Genomic DNA, 19175 nt, shown 5'->3' on the forward strand with positions numbered 1-19175 from the left:
ATCCCACTAAACTAAATAATACAAGAGATTAGAATCACTATATAAATAGATCAAAAAATATATATTTGTAAAAAATTCATAAATTAATGGCCTCACCTCTATTTTCCTCGAACCAACTAAGCCGTCTAAATTATAGAAAATGAAGTCTTTTTAGTATCTGCCGGCAACAAAAAATAGACTTTTCCAAAATTTTAAAATAGTAAGCGCTTGCAATGTTGAATCTTGATTGACACACAGATTATAAGTCTTGTAGAGTGGAAACAAGATTAAATACTTCTACAGGATGGTGACAAGATTGTTTAAAGTGCTCATAGCTGATTCAATAAAGCCTGATGGTTTAACACCATTCATTGGCAGGAATGACATCGAGGTTGTCCAAAAAAAGATAGATGAAGTAAGCAGTGAATTGCATCTGTTTGATGCACTTTTAGTTAGAAGTGCTACAAAAGTAACAAATGATTTACTTCAAAAAATGACAAACCTAAAAATTGTAGCCCGGGCTGGCGTAGGGATCGACAATATAGATGTTCCTTCCTGTACAAGTCGTGGAATCATTGTGGTCAATGCACCGGATGGCAATACAATTTCTACCGCTGAACACACTTTTGCCATGATGGCATCCCTGGCCCGAAACATTCCTCAGGCTCACCAATCTTTAAAAAATGGTGCTTGGGAGCGAAATCGCTTTGCCGGAGCTGAATTAAAAGGTAAGACGTTAGGAATCGTTGGTATGGGGAGAATTGGTACTGAATTATCCAAGCGGGCGAGAGCTTTTCAGATGAATATTTTTGCCTTTGATCCTTTCATTACGTCAGATCGGGCAAAAGAATTAGGCATAACGGTCGGTTCACTCGATAACCTGCTTCAAGTATCTGATTTCATCACCGTCCACACCCCATTAAATAAGGATACAAGAGGCTTATTAAACAAAAATACAATACATAAATGCAAAGACGGTGTCTATCTGATCAACTGTGCCAGAGGAGGCATAATTGACGAGGACGCTTTATATGATGCGGTTCTTGAGGGAAAAGTAGCCGGAGCTGCACTGGATGTATTTGTAGAAGAACCTCCGGTGAATAATAAATTATTGTCCTTGGATCAAATCATTGTCACACCTCACCTTGGAGCGTCCACTGCTGAAGCGCAATTAAATGTGGCTAAGCAGGTGGCAAAAGAAGTAGTCTCATTTGTGGATGGAATACCAGTGTCAAACTCCATCAATTTACCAGCTATACCTGCTGAATTATTTAATAGAATACAGCCATATTATCAATTAGTGAAAAAACTTGGCTCTTTCCTATCACAATATATAAACGAAGGCATAAAAGAAATTTCCATTACATATGGCGGTGATGCTTTTGATTTTGATTCATCAATTTTAACAAAATCACTTGTTTCTGGATTTTTTAAAGAACGGGCTGATGTCACCATCAACGAAGTAAATGCCCTGTTATACGCTAAGGAACGTTCCATCACTATAGGTGAAAAAATCTCAAACGAAACATATGGTTATTCAAATAGTATAACGGTAAGAATTAAAGGCGATACCAGACAAATTGAAATGAAAGCAACCTATATAAAAGAATATGGGCCGCGTATCATTGCCATCGATGACTTCAAAATCGACTTTTACCCTGATGGCCATATCCTATATATCCAGCACCACGACAGACCAGGCGTGATTGGCATTGTCGGTAAAAAACTCGGCGATCTTAATCTCAATATTGCCACCATGCAGGTAGGACGGAAAGAAGCCGGCGGTGAAGCCATTATGATCCTTACGTTTGATGAAAAAATTCCTCATTCCGTCATAAATGAACTTGCCGGCAATGATGAAATATCCGTCGCCAAAGCAATTAATTTGAGTGAGGCATAGAATAATAAGAATAGGGCATCTCATAAGCTGGCTTAGCTTATCGATGCCCTTTCCTCTTATATTCTATTAAAATTACTTAGTCTCAGTTCAATAAGCCACTTTATTCTCATGTTTTTGGATTTGCTCATGCAATGTCTCTCTTACAGCTCCGGGTCCCCCAATCAGTTGCTTAAAAAATTCTTCGATTGTATTTCCTAAGCCAACTTCGTACAAGTCCACCCCAAAAATTCTTTCGTTTGAAAGAATAGGCTGTAAGTGGTTACTGACTGATTCAGGTTGGCCGAACTCGATTCCATGAAGATACTGCTGCAAATCTTCTAAAATAGGATCAGGACTGATGTTCATTTTTTTACCAGCATCATTCACACCAAGTAGATACCGGCACCAAGCCGCAATCGTTAAAGGAATAAATGTTAAATCAGTTATTTGAAGGTCATTTCTTTCGGCATATAATTTGATAGTCTCCCCAAATCGGATTCCTAATTTCTGCGAAGTGTCTGTAGCGATCCTCCCAGGTGTATCCGGAAAAGTGCTTGTACACCGTTCCGTAGAGTTTTTCATGTTAAATACCAGTATCAGGATTCAATAGCTCTCCTATAAAATGTCCAGTATCAGAATGCAAAAAAGCACATCACCTAAGTGATATGCTTTCATCAAACAGTTCCTTGTGTAACAAGAATTATCTTCTTAATTCTACTTTTTCGCTGGCAGGAAAAATGTAAATGTCGTACCCTGTCCAACCTTGCTGTAGACATCTATTTTACCGCCATGACCATGAATAATATTTTTTGCTATTGCAAGGCCAAGTCCTGTGCCAGATCTCCCTCTTGTTCTTGCTTTATCAACCTTGTAAAACCTTTCGAAAACAAAAGGCAGCTCTTCCTCAGAAATACCTACACCAGAATCCTTCACGTCAAATTGAGTACCATTATCCAATGTTCTTTGGATAATTTGCACTTCACCTCCCCCAGGTGTATGGCGCAGGGCATTATCAATCAAGTTGGTGAATACCTGTTCAATGCGGTCAGGGTCCAGCTCAACAAGCGCCTCAGGATGGTCAAGGGTTGTATAGACATCAACATTTTTTTCCTGAGCTGCCCGCTGGAACTTTTTCGATATTCTACCAAGAAAGCTGCCAACTTCTACTTCCTCAATATTTAAAGTCTGATGTCCTGCTTCCATTCGAGCCAAGTCTAAGAGTTCATTAACCAAGCGTCCCATTCTTAATGATTCATCATATATGACCTGTGCCATTTCTTTTTTCTCATCTGCTGTTTCCGCAATATCATCTATAATTGCTTCACTATATCCTTGAAGCATAGCAATAGGCGTACGAAGCTCATGCGATACATTGGCAATAAAATCTTTTCTCATCTTATCAAGCCGGCGTTCCTCCGTCATATCCCTTAATACAGCTACAGCTCCACGGATATCATTTTGACGGTAAAGGGGATTCATAAGTATTACCCAATCGTGCCCCTGCGTGGTAATCTCGGCTATTTTAGCTTTTCCCGTTCCCTTAACCTCGAGGAATAAATCGCTTAATGCATCAGGGACTTGGTTTCCAGACTGTTTTTTTTGATTGGTTTCATCCAAAAAACTATACCTTAAAAAGTCATCTGCTGGAGGATTCGTTACAAGAATTTCACCGTCTCTGTTAAACATGATCACTCCATCAGCCATATTAATTAAAATATTCGATAAATTCTCTTTCTCCTGCTGTAATGCCGTCATATTATACTTCAGCTGCCGTGCCATTTGATTGAATGCAATCGCCAATTCGCCAATCTCATCGTTTGTTAAAATGGGAACCTTCATGTCAAATTTTCCTCTGGCCAATTCAGATGCTGCTTCCCTCATTTTTCTAAGCGGAGCAGTCACTCTTGATAACAGGAAGAACGCAAAAATCGTCGTTAAAACAATCCCGATCCCGACAGCTATCAAGATGAAGATTGTCGTTTGTGCGTTTGTACTCTCACTCGAGTCTACAGACTGAAATGCATAGATGGCGCCATCCATTCCGTCATTAGTGATTGGAATTCCGACAATTGTACCCTGAGTAACATTATCCCCGCCCAAAATAGACGATAGATAAGTGGTTTCTGAAACTTGTCTATCATTCACTAATGACTTTTTTAAGGTTTCATCACGAGAAAAGAGTTGATAGACTTCTTTCTTATTCAAATCATTCAAACTGCTGTATATATTGGTATCATCTAAAATAATAACAATATCCTTATTCGGATCGATGATTTGCCAAACAATTTGTGTTGATTGCTCGATATCTGAATGTTCCTCTAAAATCATTTCAACTTGTTTGGCTGTTCGAAACAAAGAAGATTTAGCTTCCTCCATACTTTGATTATGGAAAAACTCCAGCAGTAATACAGTTAAGATGAATAGAACGAAGGAAAACAGCAAAATAATGGTCATCCAAAGTTTCCCGACTACACTTTTCCAAAACATTAGTCGTTGACTACCTCGAATTTATAACCAACACCCCAAACGGTTACAATCATTCTAGCTGCATCCTCAGATACTTTATTTAATTTTTCTCTTAATCTTTTAATATGTGTATCAACGGTACGTAAATCCCCAAAGAATTCATAGTGCCAAACTTCTTTTAGCAATTGTTCCCGATCATACACTTTATCCGGGGTTTTAGCGAGATAGTATAATAGTTCATATTCTTTAGGTGTTAATGCAACCTCTACACCGTCCGCCAATACTCTATGCGCATCATTATCGATCGTTAGATGATTAAAGACGACAACATCTTTAGTTGAGGTCTCTGATTGAATATAGGAATTTTTCGATGACCTTCTTAACAATGCTTTCACTCGTAAGACTACTTCCCTTGGACTAAAAGGCTTTACGATATAATCATCCGTGCCTGCTTCAAAACCTTGCACTCGGTTTATTTCTTCACCTTTAGCAGTCAACATAATAACAGGTGTTGCCTTTTTTTCACGCAGTTCTTTACAAACCTCAATTCCATCCTTGCCAGGCATCATCAAATCCAGAAGGATTAAATCATAATCATTCGCCAAAGCAAGTTCTAAAGCATCTTCCCCATTAGCAGCCTCATCAATTGTATATTTTTCGCGCTCTAAATACATTTTCAATAGTCTTCTAATACGGTCCTCATCATCTACTATAAGCAATCGTATGTTGTTCTCTTCCATCACCCGGACCTCCTTAAGCATTAACTAATAACGATACAAATTTATCCACGATATCAGTTTTATTATACATGCATACTAAATATTTAGGAATAGAAAAGTGAATATTTACATAAATAAAGCGATTCTATAAAGTTAAATTTATAGAAAAATAATATCTATCATACAACCAGATTTTTTTAATATAAGATTTTGCCTAACTTCCTATTCAGTTGTCATCCAACTTAAAAATAGTAAAAGCATCATAAATCGGAATATAATTGCAGTTAATAGCTTAAGCCTGATTTTCTAAAGAAGAGTTAAGAACAAAGGGCTTCCATACTTGGAAGTCCTCTTTTTTCTTAATTGCTAGCATATGAGTGTAATCCAACGATAATTAAATTCACCGCGATAAGATTAAACATAATGATAATAAATCCTATAACTGCAAGCCAGGCTGACTTTTCGCCATGCCACCCCTTCGATATGCGCAGATGCAGAAATGCTGCATAAAATAGCCATGTAATTAAAGCCCATACTTCTTTAGGATCCCAACCCCAAAATCTTGACCAGGCTATTTGGGCCCAAATCATGGCAAATATCAACCCTCCCAAAGTAAATACAGGGAATCCGATTAGAATGGATCTGTATCCAACCTCGTCAAGTAAATCTAAATTCACTGATTTTGCCAACGGCTGTATAGCTGCTCCTATACGCTTACGTAAAATTAAACGCAGCACTCCATATAGCACGACACCTATCATGATGGACCAAACTACTGTATTCAGTTTTTTTGAATTGATTATTAATGGCAATTCAATTAACGGATCCATCCCTGTACCGGAAACCAATTTTGCTTCCTTCGGGACAAACAACGCCGGCATATTATATTCCTCTGTTTGCTCTGCACCGCTCTTATTGACCCAAGTATATTCAGTTTTATAATCAGCTATAGAAAACATAGTAGTAGATACAACAAAACCAATCGTACAAATTAATCCTAATAAAACGGCTTCCAGCCAAAACGTACTTTTTGATGCTTTCGTTTGTTTAACAGCCCGTATCAGATAAATTAATCCGGCCACAAAACTTATTGCTAAAATAGCTTCTCCCGCTGCTACAGTAGTAACATGTATATACAGCCAATCACTTTTTAATGCCGGAATAAGCGGCGAGATATCCCGTGGAAACATGCTGGCATACGCAATAACTAACAGCGCAATCGGAAGCGCGAATACTCCCAGAATGGCTGTTTTATATATGAAATAAATCATTATAAATGCTCCAACCAACATCATTCCAAAGAATGTTGTAAACTCAAATAGATTACTGACAGGAGCATGTCCTGACACTATCCAACGTGTGATAAAATAACCCAGCTGTGCAATAAATCCAATAATAGTGATAATAATTCCAGCTTTTGCCCATTTTTCATAACTCCACTTATCGTTCTTACCTTTTATGGATCCCGCAAATACAAAAGTTGCTATTAAGTACAGCACAAAAGCAATATATAGCAAATTACTGCTTAAAGTCGCCACTCTGTTTTCCCCCTCTTTCTTGAATCTCTTCCCCTTCGGCTTGATCATACGGTAATGGAATAGAAGTCCCCTCTAATATTTCATTAATCTCCCGCCTGATACCAAACCAGTTTTTATTCGTATGAGCGGCCACAAATATTTTATCCCCACTCTTTTGAATCCAAATACGCCTATGATTCCAATAAGCCCCCTGTATAACGCCAATCATAAAGATAAGCCCTCCGAGCGCAAGTACCCATAAAGTTAGGTCTTTACGTACTGTTAATACAGTTGCAAAACCTGTCTCTATATTTTTGAATTTAAGTTTATATTCGGTCTCACCCAAAGGCTCAAGGGTTTGTTTAATCGCAACAAAGCTAACTTCTCCTTCTGGATGCTCTGGTGATACCATTTTGAAGATAAACGCAGGGTTATTTGGAAATCGACTCTTTGTTGTCGGCTGCTCATTCTCATTAAATTCAAAATCAGGAAAATAACTCTCCAGGTGCACGGAGTACCCATTACCCAGGTCATAGCTATCTTTCGGATTATTCAAATCAACGGTTAAGTTGCCATGCTCCTTTTCAGTTGCTTTATCAATTAAGGTGAATGACATTTTAGTCATGTTTTCCTCGTAGGATGTTTGATATAAAGCAAAGGAATCAAATTTCAAAGGTTCATTTACACGTATCGGATAATCTTTAACTTTTTCAAGCTTTACTTCTTCTCCTGGCAAGGTATCCCCTACCGCTTGATAAAGAGTGGCATCTGTTTGATAATTTTTTACGACCGTACCAACCCGGTCAAGCGTTGCCTCAAACTCTTCTTTTTCCTTATCTTTATCATAAACTTCTACAGTAAATTTATGGTTTTCAACAAAGTACTCACCATTCGTTCCAGGTACAGCTTTCTTTTCACCTTCTTGAATTCTGAGGTAATCATTCACATACATCCCTGGAATAAAACGCAACATTCCGCCAATTAAGAAAATGATCAGGCCTATATGATTAACATAAGGACCCCACCTCGAAAAACGGTTCTTCTCTGCTAAAATATTGCCGTTCTCTTCTCTTATGTTATAACGCTTTTCTTTTAATCTCGTTTTGATTAATTCATAGTTTTCTTTTTCCTCTGCTATATCAGCTTCACCAAAAATCCGCTGTCTGCGTAAAAAACCCTCATTCCTGATTACTCTCTGATTCTTTAAAGCTCTGAATAGCGGAATAAAGCGGTCAAGACTGGCGATAACAAGTGAAACTCCTAAGAGGGACACTAACAGTAAAAACCACCATGAACTATATAAATTATGTAATCCTAACTCATAATACACTTCACCAAACCAGCCGTACTTACTTTCATAAAACGTTTCAGCGGGTTCTCCATTTGGAATATACATTTCTTGCGGGAAGATGGTACCGATAGAAGCTGCAATTAATGGAAGAATGATTAAGGTTACGCCAACCTTTACGGATGAGAAAAAATTCCAAATCTTATCAACTACTGATTTATTGTAGGTTTGCGATCTTCTGGCACTGCCTTCATATTTCATATCCAATAATTTTTTTTCTTCTTCTTCCTTATTGAGCACCTTACCGCATGCTTCACAAAATATCGTTCCATATGGATTAACATGACCACATTCACAAGTTATTTCCTTCATCCTTATTACCCCTTGTTATGGCTGTATTTTCTCCATCATCTTTTGAATCTTCTCTTCAGTTAAACTACCAGTGGTTGAATCTACGACCTTACCATTTTTATCAATTAAAAATGTGGCCGGCAAGGGATTAATCAGATACTGATGCTGCACCTGATTGTCCTTATCGATGACAACCGGAAAAGTAAGCCCATGTCTTTGAACAAATTTATTCACGACAAAATCAGATTCATTTACATTGACAGCTAATACCTGTACACCTTTATCTTTGAACACTTCATATTGACTTTGAATATAAGGCATTTCATATTCACATGGTTTACACCACGTCCCCCAGAAATTCAGAAACACTCCCTGCCCCTTATAATCCTCTAACACATGCTTAACCCCTTCAAGATCTGTCAGAGCAAAGTTTGGAGCGGTTTCATTCATTTTAAGGGTTTTTTCCTTGTCCATGGTTAAACTCGAAAATACCACATAAATGACGGCTCCAGCTAAAAGGGCCAGAACCCCTATTCTCATCCATTTACGCTTTTGTTTGGTCAAAAAAGTTCCCTCCCGCTATGCTTTAGACACACAAGAATATAGCGCTGCCAGAAAGGCACTAATTTAGGGCAGCGCTACGGTTGTATTTACTTATCTTTATGAAGCGCCATAGAACGCAGTTGCTTTACTTCATGTGGTGTTAACTCTCTGTAATCTCCAGGACTAACACCGTGCAACGTCAAGAATCCATATCTTTCACGTTTAAGTTTGATAACGGGCATCCCAATCGCTTCAAACATACGGCGGACTTGGCGGTTTCTGCCCTCATGAATCGTCAGCTCTACAATAGAGGACTGTTTTCTGCGATCCATTGATAGCAATTTAGCTTTCGCAGGGGCTGTTTTACCGTCTTCCAATTGAACACCACGTTCCAATTTCTTTATTATTTCGCGGGATGGAATACCTTGAATTTTCGCTACGTACGTTTTTTCTATTTCGTACTTTGGATGCATCAGGGCATTGGCAAACTCACCATCATTCGTCAGCAGGATCAAACCTGATGTATCGTAATCCAGTCTGCCTACTGGATAAATCCGTTGTTTGATCAGTGGAAATAAATCTGTTACGGTCTTTCTCCCTTTGTCATCGTTGGCAGCGGAAATGACACCTCTTGGCTTATAAAGCAGAAAATATACCGGTTCTTCCTTTTCTACAGGTACTCCACTTACCTCTATTTGATCATTTGGGCCAACCTTAACGCCAAGCTCTTTTACAATCTTACCGTTAACAGTTACTTTGCCTTCTACGATTAACTGTTCCGCTTTTCTTCGGGAGGCGATTCCTGCCTGTGCTATCACTTTTTGTAATCTTTCCATTTTAATCACCTGTCTAATTTTACTTTTTCTGTATTCTTTACTCAAATAATAGGCATTCTACCTAGTTGTTCATTATACTTTGTTTTTGCAGAAAGTGATATGTCCTATCACGCATATTATTTCATTACTTACTAAGAAACACAAAAAAATCGGCTTTTTATACCGATTTTTGTTAAATCTGACTATTTTTTTCACTTCTTTTAGCATTTTGTGACAAATTTGTGTCTATTGGAACATAATAGCAGCTAATAAGATTGCCGCACCAATCCCGACAAGATCAGCTAACAATCCCACCTTTAAAGCATCTCCCATTTTCTTAATTCCTACTGCACCGAAATAAACAGTTAAGACATATAAGGTTGTATCCGTGCTCCCCTGGATTGTGGAAGCAACCTTCCCTATAAAAGAGTCAGGTCCATATGTGGCAATCAAATCACTGACCATGCCGAGAGAAGCATTTCCCGATATGGGTCTTATTAAGGCTAAAGGTACTACCTCTGAAGGCACACCTAAGAAGTTTAATACCGGTTTCATCCAGCCTATCAGCAAATCCATAGCACCTGAAGCACGAAAAATAGAAATGGCCACCATCATACCAATGAGATAGGGAATAATCGAAAATGTGATTTTTATCCCATCTTTTCCGCCTTCCACAAAACTCTCGTAGGTCGGGACCTTCTTTATGGCACCCATGACAAGGATGAGCAAGATAACCACAGGTATCATCCAAATTGATATGGTTGAGATCCAGTGCATCAATCCATCCCCTTTCTTACTCTTTTCCAGTAGAAGTACCGATCTAAAATAATAGCTGCTATCGTTGCAATGACGGTTGCCAAAAAGGTCGGGCCGACAATTTCTGTCGGATTGGCTGAATTATAATGAATGCGGATTCCTATGACGGTTGTTGGAATAAGCGTCAGCCCAGAGGTATTCAATGCCAGAAACGTAATCATAGAGCGGCTTGCTGTATCCTTTCCGCCATTTAAGTCCTTTAATTGTTCCATCGCCTTTATACCCAGGGGTGTAGCTGCATTTCCCAGTCCAAATGTGTTCGCCATTATATTGGATACGATATATCCCATTGCCGGATGATTTGGCGGCACATCTGGGAAAAGCCTGGATACGATTGGCTTTGTCAAACGTGTTAAACTATCCAATAGACCTGCCTCTTCTGCAATCTTCATGATGCCCAGCCAAAAAACAAGGACACTCATAAGGCCGAAGCATAGAGTGACCGATTCTTTTGCACTCTTAAAGATCGCTTCATTAACTTCCGCCATTGTTCCAGTAAACATCGCATAAATGATTCCAATTATACTGATTCCGACCCATATATAATTAACCATTTGTGTTTACACCTGAAAAAGTATAGAAGACGTCTTTCCATATATCGAAGACAGTTTGATCTTTTTTATGTAGATAAACCGGTTTAGATATAAGCGTTTGTCCATCAAGAATTAAATTCACCTTTCCAACCTTAGCCGGAAGATTTTTTCCTTTTTTCCACTGTTTTTTGGGCTTTTTCAGTTCATACTTTACTTCGACCTCCTCTTGTTCTTTTTGCGTAAGCGGGTAGGATAACGATGATTTTAAATAAGCTTTATTTTTATAAAATCCTTTTTTTATCGTTTTTATGTCTCCACGCGGTACTACTTCAGTTAATGTGTAATTGTTAAATCCCGCCTCAAAAAGAGCTATATGATCAGCCCAATCTGTAGAATCATCGATAGTAACCGTAATAAGATCCAATCCATCCTTGGATGCAGTTGTCACTAGCGTGCGGCGCGCTTTTTTTGTATAACCTGTTTTACCGCCTGTGGTGTATTTATATTTTTCCGTTAACAGCCTGTTTTTGTTTTTCCAAACACGGTCCCATACTTCATTCGGGTTGGGTGCCCGATGGATCTTAGTTCCGGCAATTTTCTGATACATTTTATTCCCCATCGCATACTTAGTTAGGATTGCCATATCATAGGCTGTGGAATAATGGTTATCAGAATTATCAAGACCATGCGGATTGGTGAAATGACTGTTCTTCATGCCAATCCATTCTGCTTTCTGATTCATTAATGCAGAAAAACCCTCCACACTTCCTCCCACATATTCAGCAATGGCAATCGCCGCATCATTTCCTGATCTGAGCATAAGTCCATAAACAAGGTCGCTTAATTTTATTTTTTCTCCTACCTGCAAATAGATCGCCGATCCCTCTGCTTTTAAAATCGCATCTGTCACCGTTACAGTTTTATCCATCTTCCCCGATTCAATCGCAAGAATTGCGGTCATAATTTTAGTAATACTCGCTATCCTTCGTTTTGTATGGGCATCCTTCTCATATAAAATCCGGCCGGTGCTCTGCTCAATCATAATTGCACTTTTAGCCCCTGTTTGGATTCTTTCAAGTTCTTGCGCTTGTGCAGAAACTGTTTTTATCGGCGAAAGTAAACTTGCCAAGCACAAAATCATAATGAGGATGGTGCCTGCCAGCTTCCATAACACTAAGCGGATTGGATCGTTCTTTACTGAAAGATTACGTTTCGAGTTATATTTCTTACGTTTATATTTGAAAGAGTACACTTTCACCACACTCGTCCCCTTCATGTTTTTGTACAAGTCTATGCGCTTAATTTCTTAAATATTCGAAGACAGGTTATTCAGGGTGAGTGATAAGTGAATTAGATTATGTATGAAGGAGGATACTAAAATTCTTCAGGTAATAATTACATAAAAAAAAGGCAACTAAAAGTTTATGTAAACTTCGTTGCCCATTTACGATCAGTGATGAATCTTCACTCTTTTTTTAATTGAATCACGAACAGCATGAGAAAAGATAGTAAGAATATAGCTAAAACCCACATCCATGCTATGAGCATGTTGCCCGAATCAAGGGCTGTATAAATAGCTATCGGAACTGTTTGCGTAACGCCTGGAATATTTCCAGCAAACATTAAAGTAGCGCCAAACTCCCCCAATGCTCGAGCAAAGCTTAAAATACCGCCCGTCATAAGCGCTCTCGATGCTAACGGAAGGGAAACATGAAGAAAAACCTGCCATTTACTTGCTCCATCTACTCGAGCAGCATCTTCGATTTCATGGTCAATACCTTGAAAACCAGACTTAGCTGATTGATACATAAGGGGAAAAGCCACAATCGTAGCAGCAATGACAGCCGCCCACCAAGTAAATATGACTGGCTTCTCAAAAATCCACTCAATTGCTTGTCCAATGATACTTTGTTTTCCCAACAAGACAATCAAAATAAATCCTACTACTGATGGCGGCAGAACTAGAGGCAACATAAGAAATGTCTCAAAAGCCGCTTTTCCCTTAAAAGATTTCATAGCTAAATAGCGGCCAATAAATGTCCCTGATATGATAACAATTATTCCCGAAACCACTGCTATTTCAATTGAAAGAATAATAGGTGATAAAAATTCATGTAACATATTCATTCCTCAGTTCACTATGAATCCGTATTCCTCAAATATGGCCGTTGCTTCCTTCGATTGAAGAAAGTCATAATATCTCTTTGCTTCAACAGGAAATTTTGTATCATTTAGAATACCTAAAGGATACATAATAGGTGTATGGTGTTCTTTATTTGCCGTCGAGATGATCCTACTGTTATCTGATACAAGAGCATCTGTTTTATATACAATACCAGCGTCTACATTACCTGTTTCAACATACGACAGAACTTGTCGAACATCTTTTGCTAAAATGAGTTTACTCTCTACCTCATCCCATATTTCTAGTACTTCTAATGTTTCCTTGGCATATTTTCCTGCAGGAACAGATTCAGGAATACCAATTGCGATCTTATCGATTGTTCCATTCATTAAATCTTCAAAACCACTAATTTTGTTAGTTTCATTAGGACTCGGAGCAATTAAAACAAGTTCATTTTCTAATAAATTGATATGCTCCCCGTCCGCAATCATTTCTGCCGTAATTAATGATTCAAACTTATCTTCTGAAGATGATAAAAACAAATCCACAGGAGCACCTTGCATGATTTGCTGCTGAAGCACACCGGAGCCAGCAAAATTATATGTAATATTCATTTCTGGATTTTCTTTTTCAAAAACAGCTTGAATGTCTCTTAGCGCATCCTGCAAACTAGCTGCAGCTGAAATTCTTAGTTCTACTTTTTCTTCTTTAACTTCTTGTTCAGAACATGCAACTAGAGTAATGACTAAAAGGAATAGCATTGTAAAAATCGATACAGATTTTTTCATGTAATCCTCCTTGATGTATACCTACTTAAACAGAAATCATCTCAAGATTCAGTCTAATTTTAATGAAGAGCGTTTCTGATTTCACTTAATCCAGCTTAGTCTCCTGGTTCCTCAAGGGTTTATGGATCCCCTTTAAGATGGGTAACAGGGGGTGTGGGTCACAAAGGCTTAGCCTCATAACGTGATATTCTTAGCCTATGTTCCTTGACCAGTCCTTCTTAGGACTTCACTAAAAAAATCTAGTAAATTGATCTATTAACCACCTATAAAGAACATCCCTATCTTTTTTCTATTAGATATCGTTTGTTCCGTCCGTTCATCAGAATAACGGTCCGCCCTCAATTCCCAAACTTGACGAATGTGGTCCAGCAGTTCCTCATCTGTTACACCTCTACGGATTAATTCTTTTAAATCATAGCCCTTTGAGGCAAACAAGCACGTATAAAGATGTCCATTCGATGAAACCCGTGCCCTTGTACAGGAAGAACAAAAAGAATCCGACACGGATGTGATAAAACCAATTTCGCTCTTGCTATCTTTATAGCGATAGCGTTTAGCTACCTCTCCAAAATATTGCTCATCAACAGCCTCTAAATCGAAAACCTTAGACAGCTTTTCATATAGTTCTTTTTTCGCTACAACCTCTTTGAAACTCCATCCATTATCATTACCTACATCCATAAATTCGATAAAGCGCAGAGTTACACCCATCTTTTTAAAATAAGAAGCCATTGGGATGATATCATGATCATTGACTCCCTTTTGTACGACCATATTAACCTTGACCTGAAAGCCAAGGTTAACGGCATTCTCTATATTACGAAGAATAATAGAGGGCTGAATGCCACGACCATTCAACTGACCGAATACTTCGTTATCTAAAGAATCAAGACTAATATTTAAACGTCTTAGCCCAGCATTGTATAAGTCATGAGCATACTTTGAAAGCAAAAGACCATTCGTAGTTAAACCAATATCCTCAATTCCCTCTATTTTCACTAACCTTTCAACTAATTTAGATAAATGACTTCGTAATAAGGGCTCCCCGCCTGTTAAACGCAGCTTTTTTACACCAAGACCTGCAAATAAACGGACTGTTCGTTCTATCTCCTCAAATGTCAGAAGCTCTTGTTTCTTTAAAAACGCATAATCATCTCCAAAGATTTCTTTAGGCATACAATATGTACAGCGGAAATTGCAGCGATCCGTAACTGATAGCCGCAAATCACGAATCGGTCTTTTTAATTTATCCAATAAAGACTGTGAGGTCATGGTTATTCCCTTCTTTTCATTCGGTTTCCAGGTCATTGATATTATCAAATACCACCCTTTGTATTCTCCGGCGGAATTTCATTTATCCATCTAACTCTTACTGTCCTTAACAGCTGTAAAAACGCGTTTTCTTTAACCTCCACTAACTGGAGGTATAAACACCACCACATCTCCATCTCTAATTTTCTCATCTTCTGTCACATATTCTTCGTTTATCGCAACAAGGACTGAATGCTTTTCGAAGTTTGGATAGGTTTCTTCTGCCCATTGCAGCAACTCTCGGACAGACCATTCCATTCGTTCGATGTTCTCTTCCGCTTTACCGGTCAAGTCTCGCATACTTGCAAAATAGAGAATTTTTATCATTTTATTGACTCCTCTGATAATGGCTTTTTATGTTGATTCCCCACCCATACTTCCCCATTTTCCCAAATCTCCTTTTTCCAAATTGGGACAATTTGTTTAATCCGTTCAATCGCATATTCGTTTGCTTCATAAGCATTCTTTCTGTGAGGTGAAGAAATAGCTATAACAACGGCTATATCTGATATTTCCAATTGTCCAATACGATGAGCAATCGCCACTCGTGTACCCGGCCATTTCATTTCAATTTCTCTACCAATTTCCGCCAGCTTTTTTTCAGCCATTGGTCCATACGCTTCATATGCCAAGGATAATGTTCGAACACCGTTTGTCCATTCCCTTACATGACCGGAGAACACGGTTACTGCGCCCGCTCCCTCGTGTAATACATAATCTGCATATTTTTGAACCTCTATTGGATCTTGAACTATTTCAAATGGTTTCATGATCATCACATCCCTGTATAATCTAGCATCCATCACTAGCATCCATCTATTCAATGACTCTTCTTCTACCGACTGCGACATCATATGTTTACTGACGGACATAGATTTTTTGATAATATCCAACCGGTTCCCATAAGTGTTGTTTTCCCCTATTTTTATAAACCTACGATTAATCAAACTTTCATAGCATCCATCGAGATGCACCTTCTTCTACTCCCAATAGCAATAAATCAACTTCATCTCCAGCCTTCCAGCCCTTTTTTCCACCGGGGAGAACGATAAATGCATTTCCCCTAGCAATGGATGTAACCGCATTCGATTTATTAAAACCAGCAGGAGTCGCGCTTAATCCTGAAGAAGTTACTTCATACGTTGCTCGAATAAAACGAGTAAACGGATTAGCATCCAAAAAATCTTCTGCTAATGCAGCCTTTACGTTTGGCATAAACGGTTTACAGCTACCCATCATTTTTAACAGGGTTGGACGAACAAATAATTCAAAGCCCGAATAACAGGCAGATGGATTTCCAGATAAACCAAATAAATACTTTCCATTATTCACTGCTACTGTCGTAACACTACCTGGGCGTATGGCTACTTTATTAAATAAGACATTCGCTCCAAGATGTGAATAAATGACTGGCATAAAATCAAAATCTCCAACTGAAACACCACCAGTTGTAATAAGACAATCTGTCTCTTTAATTGCTCTTTCCACTGTTTGTAGGGATTGCTTTAGATTATCCGCTTGAATACCATATGTATGATTTTCAATTCCCATCCGCTTCAGCTGTGCTTCAATCATGGGTCCGTTACTATTGCGGATTTTGCCTGGTACAAGATCATCCTCTACTTCCAATAATTCTGTACCTGTAGATAAAATACCAACTACTGGCTTCTTGGCTACTTTCACGTGCGCATATCCAAAGGTCGCCAGCAATGCAATCACACCTGGTGTAATGACCGCCCCCTCTTCGATAAGCCGTTCATCTTTCCTGGCATCTTCTCCTTTAGGAGAAACATTTTCATTCATTCCGAATGATTTATAAATAGATATGTGATCTTCCTTTTCTATCACCTGTTCCAGCATAACAACAGCATCTGCATCCTTAGGCATCATTGCCCCAGTCATAATTCGAATGGCTTCTCCGGGAGCAAGTGTCTTTTTCGAAATATATCCAGCTCCAACCTCATCAATTACGTGAAAGGATACATGATGCTCGTCTGAGGCTCCAACTGAGTCGGACGAATGAATGGCAAATCCATCATATGCCGATCGATCAAATGGAGGAACATCATGTTTAGCAATAATCGGCTCCGCTAAAATTCGACCATAAGCTTCTGACAAAGGGACCATTTCAGCTGAAGCAGGCTGTATTTCTTGCAAAATTTTCTCTATTGCTGCTGAAATTGGTATTGGTATTCTTTTTTCTACCATTCTTTTATCTCCTTACAAATAGAATGCTATACTATGGATAAATCATATAGAAAGGATGTTTTCCATGACAAAATTCACTCATTTCAATGAACAGGGTCGTGCCAAAATGGTTGATGTTTCCCATAAAGATGAAACCGTTCGGACTGCTCTTGCTAAATCTTCTATTCTTGTAAATCAACATATTTACGTTCAAATTTCTGATTATTCAAATAAAAAAGGAGATGTCTTTGCCGTTGCCCAGGTTGCTGGAATTATGGCTGCCAAACAAACATCTTCTATTATTCCTATGTGTCACCCTATCTCGCTATCTGGTATCAATATCGAATTCAATTGGGAAATAGATGAAGCAAACTCCCATTATGAAATTATTATTCTTACTGAAGTCAAAACAATAGGTGCTACTGGTGTTGAAATGGAAGCACTTACGGCAGCATCTGTTTCAGCATTAACCATTTATGATATGTGCAAAGCCTCCGGTAAAGAAATGGTCATTGGGCCAACCATGCTTTTGAAAAAGACTGGTGGCAAAAACGGTGATTACACGCGTAGCTGAAGAGATAAATTGAAGGTTTAGCTACACTTTTCGGTTAGCTATATATTTTATAAAAGTTAACCGAATGGACTTCCTTCCATTTCTCCTGCAGCAAGCTAGACACAGTTGTCCAGTCTTCCATGACCTTTTTCCGACACTGTATTACCCAAACATTTGATGAAATAATTTTAGTCCTTCCGTGCTATCCTGTAACCCATGTATTAACAGTCTCCCATTTGTGAACAAGATCATTCGATATTGTTCTGTATGAAATTGGATAAAATAAGGAGTCTTTTTAAATCGATATCCCTGCCTTATTGCCAGTCGCTCAGCATCTTCTAAAGATACACGGCGATTAGCTTGAGGGATGATTTGTATAGTGTCTCTCCCGCATAACACCATAGATTTCATTTCTTCGCTTTTTTCGAGCGAAGGATATACAGGACAATGTCCGCATGTAGGACAATCCTCTTTTTTAATACGAGATACTCCAACCTCTAAGCTGGTATGATTCCAAACATCAAAATGATATACTTTTCCCCGCAGCTTCTCCGGATGACCAGTTAACCATTGCATAACCTCTGTACATTGATGGGCTGCTGTAATTTGAACGGCTGGAGCAATAACTCCAACCGAATCACAGGTTTCATTTAACGAGGGCAAAGCCGGGAAAAGACATCTGAAACAAGCCGTTTTACCCGGTATGAAAGTGAAAACAGTGCCACTCGCACTTACACAGGCCCCATACACCCAAGGTATCCCATATTTATGTGCAGCATCATTTATAGCCATTCTTGTTTCAAAATTATCAGTTGCGTCTACCAAGATATCACATTTTTCTGCTATGTCTTCAATGAGTGTACCATCTGCATTTTCTAAATACGTAAAGAGGTGAACATTTGAACGGATTTCCTTCAATCGTTGCTCAGCAGCTATCACTTTAGCTGTCAGATTTAAAGCATCTTTCTCCACAAATAACTGCTGTCTATGTATGTTGGACATTTCTACAAAGTCACGATCCACTAAATGTATCGCCCCTATACCTGCACGAACAAGTGTCTCCGCTATTACCGATCCAAGTGCACCGCAACCGATAATACCTACTGTTGATTCAGCCAAGCGTATTTGACCATCGCAGCCAATAGGCTTAAACAACTCTTGCCTAGAAAATCGGGTACCCATGTTCATTGGCTCCTTTATTTAAACGAACTATCTACTCATCTCTTTAATAGTCTTACACGTTCTCCAATCTGCCGACCAGATAATGGATTGTATTCCATTTTATATTATCAGAAAATTAAATAC

General features: G+C 38.6%; 19 protein-coding genes. 2 read left to right on the forward strand and 17 right to left on the reverse strand.

Translation table 11 applies throughout. From position 1 onward, the window contains the following. Positions 1 to 295: 295 nt before the first annotated feature. Entirely contained in the window at positions 296 to 1879 is a 1584-nt protein-coding gene (serA, locus tag F7984_RS11660; RefSeq protein ID WP_066107558.1) for a phosphoglycerate dehydrogenase, read from the forward strand. An 87-nt stretch (positions 1880 to 1966) separates the two neighbouring features. On the opposite strand, the gene F7984_RS11665 is transcribed toward serA, so the two are convergent. From F7984_RS11665 to glp, 16 genes are all read right to left on the reverse strand, one after another. Next, positions 1967 to 2440: a mannitol dehydrogenase family protein gene (locus F7984_RS11665; protein WP_181162015.1), complete on the reverse strand. Its 474-nt coding sequence runs from the start codon at positions 2438 to 2440 to the stop codon at positions 1967 to 1969. Positions 2441 to 2572: 132 nt separating this feature from the next. Further along, complete coding sequence (locus tag F7984_RS11670; RefSeq protein WP_066107565.1) at positions 2573 to 4345, reverse strand: ATP-binding protein; 1773 nt, start codon at positions 4343 to 4345, stop codon at positions 2573 to 2575. Next, positions 4345 to 5064 (reverse strand): response regulator transcription factor, encoded by a 720-nt coding sequence (locus F7984_RS11675; RefSeq protein ID WP_140461604.1) that lies wholly within the window; start codon positions 5062 to 5064, stop codon positions 4345 to 4347. The genes F7984_RS11670 and F7984_RS11675 overlap by 1 nt, the downstream gene beginning before the upstream one ends. A gap of 338 nt (positions 5065 to 5402) precedes the next feature. After that, positions 5403 to 6581, reverse strand: a complete 1179-nt coding sequence (ccsB, locus tag F7984_RS11680) for a c-type cytochrome biogenesis protein CcsB (protein ID WP_066107571.1) — start codon at positions 6579 to 6581, stop codon at positions 5403 to 5405. Beyond that, positions 6562 to 8220, reverse strand: coding sequence for a cytochrome c biogenesis protein ResB (locus tag F7984_RS11685; RefSeq protein ID WP_066107574.1), 1659 nt, complete (start codon positions 8218 to 8220; stop codon positions 6562 to 6564). Before F7984_RS11685 ends, ccsB begins: the two co-directional genes overlap by 20 nt. Before the next feature lie 15 nt (positions 8221 to 8235). Further along, a complete protein-coding gene (resA, locus tag F7984_RS11690; protein ID WP_066107578.1) occupies positions 8236 to 8763 on the reverse strand; it encodes a thiol-disulfide oxidoreductase ResA in 528 nt (175 codons plus the stop codon). Between the two features lie 86 nt (positions 8764 to 8849). Further along, positions 8850 to 9578: a 23S rRNA pseudouridine(2605) synthase RluB gene (gene rluB, locus F7984_RS11695; protein ID WP_066107581.1), complete on the reverse strand. Its 729-nt coding sequence runs from the start codon at positions 9576 to 9578 to the stop codon at positions 8850 to 8852. Between the two features lie 225 nt (positions 9579 to 9803). Then, positions 9804 to 10334 (reverse strand): spore maturation protein, encoded by a 531-nt coding sequence (locus F7984_RS11700; RefSeq protein WP_139891721.1) that lies wholly within the window; start codon positions 10332 to 10334, stop codon positions 9804 to 9806. Next, on the reverse strand, positions 10334 to 10927 hold the full coding sequence (locus F7984_RS11705; RefSeq protein ID WP_066107588.1) for a nucleoside recognition domain-containing protein: 594 nt from the start codon (positions 10925 to 10927) through the stop codon (positions 10334 to 10336). Before F7984_RS11705 ends, F7984_RS11700 begins: the two co-directional genes overlap by 1 nt. Then, on the reverse strand, positions 10920 to 12047 hold the full coding sequence (locus tag F7984_RS11710) for a D-alanyl-D-alanine carboxypeptidase family protein (protein ID WP_140461683.1): 1128 nt from the start codon (positions 12045 to 12047) through the stop codon (positions 10920 to 10922). Before F7984_RS11710 ends, F7984_RS11705 begins: the two co-directional genes overlap by 8 nt. 323 nt (positions 12048 to 12370) lie before the next feature. Next, positions 12371 to 13027, reverse strand: a complete 657-nt coding sequence (gene modB, locus F7984_RS11715) for a molybdate ABC transporter permease subunit (protein ID WP_140461605.1) — start codon at positions 13025 to 13027, stop codon at positions 12371 to 12373. A 9-nt stretch (positions 13028 to 13036) separates the two neighbouring features. After that, positions 13037 to 13819, reverse strand: coding sequence for a molybdate ABC transporter substrate-binding protein (modA, locus tag F7984_RS11720; protein WP_139891720.1), 783 nt, complete (start codon positions 13817 to 13819; stop codon positions 13037 to 13039). A 255-nt stretch (positions 13820 to 14074) separates the two neighbouring features. Next, positions 14075 to 15091, reverse strand: a complete 1017-nt coding sequence (moaA, locus tag F7984_RS11725; protein ID WP_219847589.1) for a GTP 3',8-cyclase MoaA — start codon at positions 15089 to 15091, stop codon at positions 14075 to 14077. Between the two features lie 132 nt (positions 15092 to 15223). Next, complete coding sequence (moaD, locus tag F7984_RS11730; protein WP_066107599.1) at positions 15224 to 15457, reverse strand: molybdopterin converting factor subunit 1; 234 nt, start codon at positions 15455 to 15457, stop codon at positions 15224 to 15226. After that, a complete protein-coding gene (locus F7984_RS11735) occupies positions 15454 to 15900 on the reverse strand; it encodes a molybdenum cofactor biosynthesis protein MoaE (protein ID WP_066107853.1) in 447 nt (148 codons plus the stop codon). The genes moaD and F7984_RS11735 overlap by 4 nt, the downstream gene beginning before the upstream one ends. A gap of 181 nt (positions 15901 to 16081) precedes the next feature. Then, positions 16082 to 17338, reverse strand: a complete 1257-nt coding sequence (glp, locus tag F7984_RS11740; RefSeq protein ID WP_140461606.1) for a molybdopterin molybdotransferase MoeA — start codon at positions 17336 to 17338, stop codon at positions 16082 to 16084. A 64-nt stretch (positions 17339 to 17402) separates the two neighbouring features. Between glp and moaC the strand changes: the two genes are divergently transcribed. Then, positions 17403 to 17891: a cyclic pyranopterin monophosphate synthase MoaC gene (gene moaC / locus F7984_RS11745; protein ID WP_140461607.1), complete on the forward strand. Its 489-nt coding sequence runs from the start codon at positions 17403 to 17405 to the stop codon at positions 17889 to 17891. A 141-nt stretch (positions 17892 to 18032) separates the two neighbouring features. On the opposite strand, the gene F7984_RS11750 is transcribed toward moaC, so the two are convergent. Further along, positions 18033 to 19052, reverse strand: coding sequence for a ThiF family adenylyltransferase (locus tag F7984_RS11750; protein WP_140461608.1), 1020 nt, complete (start codon positions 19050 to 19052; stop codon positions 18033 to 18035). Positions 19053 to 19175: the final 123 nt, after the last annotated feature.

The organism is Pradoshia sp. D12, from assembly GCF_008935075.1.
GTDB lineage: Bacteria > Bacillota > Bacilli > Bacillales > Pradoshiaceae > Pradoshia.

Excerpts from the sequence above, each read along its gene's own strand:
- F7984_RS11665 (WP_181162015.1), bottom strand. The coding sequence starts at position 2,440 with ATGAAAAACTCTACGGAACGGTGTACAAGCACTTTTCCGGATACACCT.
- F7984_RS11670 (WP_066107565.1), bottom strand. The coding sequence starts at position 4,345 with ATGTTTTGGAAAAGTGTAGTCGGGAAACTTTGGATGACCATTATTTTG.
- F7984_RS11675 (WP_140461604.1), bottom strand. The coding sequence starts at position 5,064 with ATGGAAGAGAACAACATACGATTGCTTATAGTAGATGATGAGGACCGT.
- F7984_RS11685 (WP_066107574.1), bottom strand. The coding sequence starts at position 8,220 with ATGAAGGAAATAACTTGTGAATGTGGTCATGTTAATCCATATGGAACG.
- rluB (WP_066107581.1), bottom strand. The coding sequence starts at position 9,578 with ATGGAAAGATTACAAAAAGTGATAGCACAGGCAGGAATCGCCTCCCGA.
- F7984_RS11700 (WP_139891721.1), bottom strand. The coding sequence starts at position 10,334 with ATGCACTGGATCTCAACCATATCAATTTGGATGATACCTGTGGTTATC.
- F7984_RS11705 (WP_066107588.1), bottom strand. The coding sequence starts at position 10,927 with ATGGTTAATTATATATGGGTCGGAATCAGTATAATTGGAATCATTTAT.
- F7984_RS11710 (WP_140461683.1), bottom strand. The coding sequence starts at position 12,047 with ATGATTTTGTGCTTGGCAAGTTTACTTTCGCCGATAAAAACAGTTTCT.
- modB (WP_140461605.1), bottom strand. The coding sequence starts at position 13,027 with ATGTTACATGAATTTTTATCACCTATTATTCTTTCAATTGAAATAGCA.
- modA (WP_139891720.1), bottom strand. The coding sequence starts at position 13,819 with ATGAAAAAATCTGTATCGATTTTTACAATGCTATTCCTTTTAGTCATT.
- moaA (WP_219847589.1), bottom strand. The coding sequence starts at position 15,091 with ATGACCTCACAGTCTTTATTGGATAAATTAAAAAGACCGATTCGTGAT.
- moaD (WP_066107599.1), bottom strand. The coding sequence starts at position 15,457 with ATGATAAAAATTCTCTATTTTGCAAGTATGCGAGACTTGACCGGTAAA.
- F7984_RS11735 (WP_066107853.1), bottom strand. The coding sequence starts at position 15,900 with ATGAAACCATTTGAAATAGTTCAAGATCCAATAGAGGTTCAAAAATAT.
- glp (WP_140461606.1), bottom strand. The coding sequence starts at position 17,338 with ATGGTAGAAAAAAGAATACCAATACCAATTTCAGCAGCAATAGAGAAA.
- moaC (WP_140461607.1), top strand. The coding sequence starts at position 17,403 with ATGACAAAATTCACTCATTTCAATGAACAGGGTCGTGCCAAAATGGTT.
- F7984_RS11750 (WP_140461608.1), bottom strand. The coding sequence starts at position 19,052 with ATGGGTACCCGATTTTCTAGGCAAGAGTTGTTTAAGCCTATTGGCTGC.